This is a genomic window from Pseudomonas sp. HMWF006 (assembly GCF_003061205.1).
GTDB classification, from domain to species: domain Bacteria; phylum Pseudomonadota; class Gammaproteobacteria; order Pseudomonadales; family Pseudomonadaceae; genus Aquipseudomonas; species Aquipseudomonas monsensis.
Genome location: NZ_QAIU01000379.1, coordinates 1 through 5,571, shown reverse-complemented (window position 1 = coordinate 5,571; position 5,571 = coordinate 1). Strand labels below are relative to the sequence as shown.

Genomic DNA, 5,571 nt, shown 5'->3' with positions numbered 1-5,571 from the left:
GATGAAGGTGAGTCATTTTGAAAAAGAGTGCTCTGCCAGTCAAAACCTGCCTGACCTGCGGACTTCCCTTCACATGGCGGAAGAAATGGGCACGCTGTTGGGATGAAGTGCGTTACTGCTCAGAGCGTTGCCGGCGCAGCAAAAACTGACCAAAAAAAGGGCCCTCTCGGGCCCTTTTGTACTCAAAAGAATCACTTGGTAAGCCAAGACTCAACAGTCGAGGCGCCGTGCTTATTGTTGCAATGCGTCAGCCATGTTGGGTCGACGACATCATCGGTGTGGAGATTGAGCTCTGCAAACACCACCACTCTCCAACCGAGACGTGACTTTTCTTAGCTCTACATCTCGACCTGAGTACCCAGTTCGATCACTCGATTCAGCGGTAAATTGAAATATTTGAGGTTGCTGTTGGCATTCTTGAGTAGAAAGGCGAAAAGGCTTTCTCGCCAGCGAGCCATGCCGATACGTTTGGTCGGGACAACCGTCTCTCGACTAAGGAAGTAGGTGGTACGCATTGGGCTGAAGTCCAGCTCATTCAGGTGACAGAGACTCAGCGCTGCGGGTACATCAGGCTCCTCGATAAATCCAAAGTGCAGGCTAACTCGGAAAAATCCCTCTCCATAAGCTTCGACCTCAAACCGCCGATCAGCAGCTACACGCGGGCTGTCTTCAGACACCACCGTGAGCAAAACCACCTGCTCGTGCAGAACCTGGTTATGCAATAGGTTGTGCAAGAGCGCATGGGGGACAGCATCAGCTTTGGCCGTCAAAAACACTGCCGTACCTTGTACCCTATGCGGTGGCTGCGAACGGATGCTGCTGATGAACAACGGCAGAGGAAGTGCAGTTTCGTCCAAGCGCTCGACGATGATCTTACGACCCCGCTTCCAGGTGGTCATCAAGATAAACAGACCGATGCCTGCGATCACGGGAAACGCACCGCCTTGAAAAATCTTCGGAGCATTAGCTGCGAAGTAAAGGCTGTCTACCAACAGAAAGCCGAGCAGCAATGGGATGGCCAGCCAACGCGGTGTTTTCCAGAGGAGAAGCACTACAGCCGAGGACAAGATGGTGGTGATCAGCATAGTGCCCGTCACAGCGACCCCGTAGGCAGCAGCCAAAGCACTGGACGACTCGAAGCCAATCACCAGCAGCACTACACCGACCATTAACGCCCAGTTGACCGTGCCGATGTAGATCTGCCCCTGCTCTTGGCTGGAGGTGTGCTGGATGAACATCCGAGGGACGTATCCTAGCTGGATGGCCTGGCGCGTCAGGGAAAAAGCACCGGAGATTACGGCTTGAGAGGCGATGATGGTCGCCAGTGTGGATAGCGCGACCATAGGCAGCAGTGCCCAGTTCGGCGCAAGCAAATAGAACGGGTTGCGCACAGCTTCTGGATTTTCCAGTATCAAGGCGCCTTGGCCAAAATAATTAAGTGCCAGCCCCGGCAGCACCAACATGAACCATGCCCGAGAAATCGGCTTGCGGCCAAAATGGCCCATGTCGGCATACAGTGCTTCAGCACCGGTCAATGCCAATACGACGGCGCCTAAAATCGCTACACCTATACCTGGATGAGCAACAAAGAACTGCACCGCCCAAACAGGGTTTAGCGCTTGCAGCACTTCGGGCCGCTGCAAAATGCCGTGGATGCCGAGGGCGCCCAGCACCACAAACCACAGCACCATGACAGGGCCAAACAAGATGCCGATTCGGGCTGTGCCATGTTTCTGTATCAGGAACAGCGCAACGAGCACGACCACTGAAATAGGCACTACCCAGTGCTCTATTCCGTCAAATGCCAGTTGAAGTCCTTCAACCGCCGAGAGTACCGAAATAGCCGGGGTGATCATGCTGTCCCCGTAAAAAAGTGCCGCACCGAACAGACCGAGCAGAACCAGTATCTTGCTCATGTGCGGGTAAGGTGCTACTGCGCGGCGGGCTAATGCAGTCAAGGCCATGATGCCGCCTTCACCCTGGTTGTCTGCACGCAAAATGAACAGTACGTACTTGATCGAGACTACCCAGATCAGTGACCAAAAGATCAACGACAGAATGCCAAGCACACCATCGTGATTCACCTGAACACCGTAATGCCCGGAAAAGACCTCTTTCAATGTGTAGAGGGGGCTAGTGCCAATGTCTCCGTAAACCACACCTACAGCGGCGACGAGCAAGCCCACCCCTGATGTTTTGGAAGGGGAATCTACGTGTGTAGCGGTAGCGGTCTCACTCAAGGTGGCGCCCTCTCAATTAGCGGGGAGTAACTGCATGCCATCCTTGGGCAATACGTTTTTCCAGGGCCAACTGCAGAGCAAGGCACATGGACGATCTAAAAAATCGCGGCCAGTATCGTGGTGAGCAACAAAATCTACCGTAAAGAAACCGTAAAAAACTCGCTTCAAACATACCCAACAATCCGTCCTCGCAAAGCCTCCTTTTGCGATTGCAACATTGGGAGCATGAAATTTTCTTTAAAGGACGAATGAGATTTATTCCCATAGCCTAGGCCCGCGGTTTTTGATTCGATTCAGGTAGGACGGTCTCGATCAACGCGTCTACTCAGCGGCTATGGAAATTCCTATGCAACATTTGAAAAATCTCATCGCGAGTATCGGTTTGCTAGTTGCAGGTCAGCCGATGGCAAATGCGACGACCTATCCCGTAACGGTGACCGATGTTGCCAATCGCCAAATAGAGATTGCGCACGAGCCTAAGCGAATCGTCCTTCAGGATGGTCGTGACCTCTTTACCTTGGCCCTGCTCGACCGCCAGGATCCTTTTAAGCGCATCGTCGCCTGGAACAACATCGTCAAGCGTGCCGATCCGAACACCTGGAAGGTGTTTGAGCAGCAGTGGCCGGAATCGGCGAATCGTGCGACGGACATGAAGTTCGGCGATGAAGGCGATCTCAATCTGGAAGCTATAGTTTCGGCGCATCCTGACCTGCTGGTTTTCCAGACCCGCGCCCGCGCTTCCTTGGAGAGTGCTGGTGTCGCGCAAAAGCTCGCGGCACTCAAAATCCCCGTGGTGTTTGTCGACAGCGACATTGATCCGGTGGCCAACAGCCAAAAAACCGTTGCTCTGCTAGGCAAAGTTCTCAATCGCGAAACAGAGGCCAAGGCATACCTTGATTTCTATCAGAATCACCTCGCCAAGATCGATCAGAACATCAAGCAACACACGCAAAAACCCTTGGTGTTCGTCGAGGCAAAAGCCGGCCAAGGCGGTGCGTCTGCATGCTGTTTCACTCATGGTGACGTGTATTGGGGGAAACTCGTGCAAGCCGCCGGAGGGCAGAACTTAGGGTCTAGCTTACTGCCCGGTGCGACCGGTGACGTGACACTGGAAACGGTGCTCGGCAAACAGCCCGACGTCTATGTGATGACTGGCTCACAGTTCCCAGGTTCGACCTCTGTCGCGCCGCCATTTGGTTTCGGTGGCAGTGTGCAGCAGCCGATGATAGATCGCTCATTGAGCCTGTTGCAGGAACGTCCGGGTTTTGCCCAATTGAAAGCCAGCCAGAACGCTCGGGTGTACGGAATCTATCACCAGTTTTACGCGAGCTCCTGGAACATTCTCGCGCTCGAATACCTCAATCAGGCGTTCTATCCCGACACCGCCCAGCGCCTGGATACTGCCAAAAGCCTCGCTACGCTTTTCAGTTTCACTGGATTGAAAGCAGTCCCTGCCGTTCTCTACTCGCCTGCGCCTGCCAATGAATGAATTACCAGCAGCCATGTCGATGCCGGGTACTCTGGTCTCGCCCTCCCCCCAGGCCCACTACGCTCATACCGTTTGGCGACGTAGCGCGTTACTGACCCTATTGTTGGTGCTGGCACTTGCAGCATTCACTGCTGACCTGATCGTCGGCTCCGGGACGCTCACACTGGGTGAAGCTATAACCGGGTTGCTGCGTCCCGACAGTGTCGATTCCAGCACCCGGGTAATCCTTTGGGAACTGCGGATGCCGATGACACTGATGGCGGTAATGGCCGGCACATGCTTGTCGCTCTCGGGATTGATTATGCAGTCTGTCCTCGACAACCCGCTCGCAGAGCCCTTTACGCTGGGTATCTCGTCAGCCGCCGGTTTCGGTGCGTCACTGGCCCTAGCCTTCAACCTATCCTTCAGCCATGCGTTACCAGGACTGAGTGCCGATCTGATCGTCACCGCCAACGCGTTCTTGTTCTCGTTAATGACCGTTGGAATCATCCTGCTGCTGACACGCGGACAGGTGGGCCTTCAGGCCATCACGCTGCTGGGAATCGCGATGCACTTTGTCTTCAGCTCACTGCTGGGGATGGCTCAATACGTGGCGAGCACCGATCAATTGCAAAGCATCGTTTTCTGGTTGATGGGCTCGCTGCTGCATGCCACTTGGAACAAAGTTACGTTGTGTGCGGTGATCGCAGCCATCGCCATTCCGGTCGTGCTACTACAAGCATGGGCGTTAACCGCCCTGCGAAGTTTTGGCGAACAGGCGGTGGTTTTCGGCATTCCGGTGCGCCGACTGCGTACGACAATGTTGGTACTGGCGGCGCTGCTGGCGGGCGCTGTCACATCGGTGGTGGGTGTGATCGGCTTTGTGGGCCTTGTCGCGCCGCACGTGGCCAGACTGCTGGTGGGCGAGGATCAGCGCTTCACCATCGGAGTGACCATTGCCTGCGGGATCATCTTCGTGACCCTGGCCTCTCTGGCAAGCAAATTGATCGTCCCCGGTGCCGTGTTGCCCATCGGCATGGTCACCTCACTGATCGGTTTGCCGTTCTTCATAATTCTTATCCTGCGCGACCGGAGGCTGACGTCCCGATGAGTTTCTCTACCTCCGACTACCGGGTGACTTTGCGCGGCAAGCCCATTCTCAAAGGATTGAACGTGCACGTTGCCGCCGGCCACACACTGGCTTTGCTGGGTGCCAACGGCGCGGGAAAGTCGACCTTCATGAAAGGATTGTGCGGACTGGTGCCTGCTTTCGGTTTCGCCAGCATCAACGGCACGGCATTACTGGGGATGTCTCCTGCCACCCGCGCGAGGATGATTGGCTACGTCGCGCAAGATCTCGCGCATCTCGACGTACGACTGTCCACCTACGAGCTCTTGCTGCTCGCTCAGCAAGGCAGTGCGCGCAGTTGGAAGACCAGCGCAGAGGCGCGATGCAAGGCAGCCGAACTGATTGAGCTACTGGGATTGCAACGTTTCGCCGAGAGCCAGCCAGGGCGACTTTCCGGGGGCGAACGCCAGATGATTTCCCTTGCCCTGGCACTCGTTCGCTCTCCGCAATTGCTGCTGCTGGATGAACCCACCTCGGCGTTGGATCTGGCCAATCAATTACAGATTCTTGATGCCGTCAGCGAGTACACACGCAAGCACGACATCGTCACGTTGGCGATCTTCCATGACATGAATCTGGCCAGTCGCTACGCGGACGACACGCTCATGATTGATCAGGGCATCGTGCATTGCTGTGGCCCCACAAGAGATACATTGACCCCAGAAAATCTGGCGCAGGTGTATGGGGTTGATTGCAGGGCGCTGAGCGTCGATGCCGGCGCATTCACAGCGATC

5 protein-coding genes are annotated in these 5,571 nt (G+C 55.4%); 4 read left to right on the top strand and 1 reads right to left on the bottom strand.

Annotated features, from left to right (window positions below; genetic code table 11):
• The first annotated feature begins 17 nt into the window (after positions 1-17).
• The gene (locus tag DBR24_RS15465) at positions 18-149 is read left to right on the top strand and encodes a DUF2256 domain-containing protein (RefSeq protein WP_128615203.1); all 132 of its coding nucleotides are present in this window, start codon (positions 18-20) and stop codon (positions 147-149) included.
• 189 nt (positions 150-338) lie between these two features.
• On the opposite strand, the gene DBR24_RS15460 is transcribed toward DBR24_RS15465, so the two are convergent.
• On the bottom strand, positions 339-2,240 hold the full coding sequence (locus DBR24_RS15460) for a potassium transporter Kup (protein ID WP_128615202.1): 1,902 nt from the start codon (positions 2,238-2,240) through the stop codon (positions 339-341).
• A 346-nt stretch (positions 2,241-2,586) separates the two neighbouring features.
• On the opposite strand from DBR24_RS15460, the gene DBR24_RS15455 reads away from it, so the two are divergent.
• The 3 genes from DBR24_RS15455 to DBR24_RS15445 form a co-directional block, all read left to right on the top strand.
• Positions 2,587-3,729: an ABC transporter substrate-binding protein gene (locus DBR24_RS15455; protein WP_256591524.1), complete on the top strand. Its 1,143-nt coding sequence runs from the start codon at positions 2,587-2,589 to the stop codon at positions 3,727-3,729.
• Positions 3,722-4,819 carry an iron ABC transporter permease gene (locus tag DBR24_RS15450; protein ID WP_128615200.1) on the top strand — a complete coding sequence of 366 codons (1,098 nt, stop codon included), beginning with the start codon at positions 3,722-3,724 and terminating at the stop codon, positions 4,817-4,819. Before DBR24_RS15455 ends, DBR24_RS15450 begins: the two co-directional genes overlap by 8 nt.
• A partial coding sequence (locus tag DBR24_RS15445; protein ID WP_146189057.1) for an ABC transporter ATP-binding protein occupies positions 4,816-5,571 on the top strand: 756 nt, incomplete at its 3' end. The genes DBR24_RS15450 and DBR24_RS15445, both read left to right, overlap by 4 nt.